Genomic DNA, 223 nt, shown 5'->3' with positions numbered 1-223 from the left:
AGCCGACTGGGACGATTATCGCCAGCAGCACGGCATTGAGGCAGCAAAGCAGGCATTCAGTCAGGGATTGTATCAGGCAGGGGAGAACGCGCCAGTGTTGAAGTCAGTGGTGGTTAATTTAGATGAACATCGTGAGAAAGCCCGTGATCCGCTGATACCGTTTATCGACGTTCGCCCCGGTGGGGTTTTTTACGTGACACCGAAACTGGACAAAGAAACCGGC

1 protein-coding gene is annotated in these 223 nt (G+C 53.4%); it reads left to right on the top strand.

The annotated features are described in order from the left end of the window. A partial coding sequence (locus AAC854_RS23790) for a hypothetical protein (protein ID WP_340619203.1) occupies nucleotides 1-223 on the top strand: 223 nt, incomplete at both ends.

It is taken from the genome of Xenorhabdus entomophaga, assembly GCF_037996725.1.
Taxonomy (GTDB): Bacteria; Pseudomonadota; Gammaproteobacteria; order Enterobacterales; family Enterobacteriaceae; genus Xenorhabdus; species Xenorhabdus khoisanae.
This window is presented reverse-complemented; position numbering and strand designations above follow the sequence as displayed.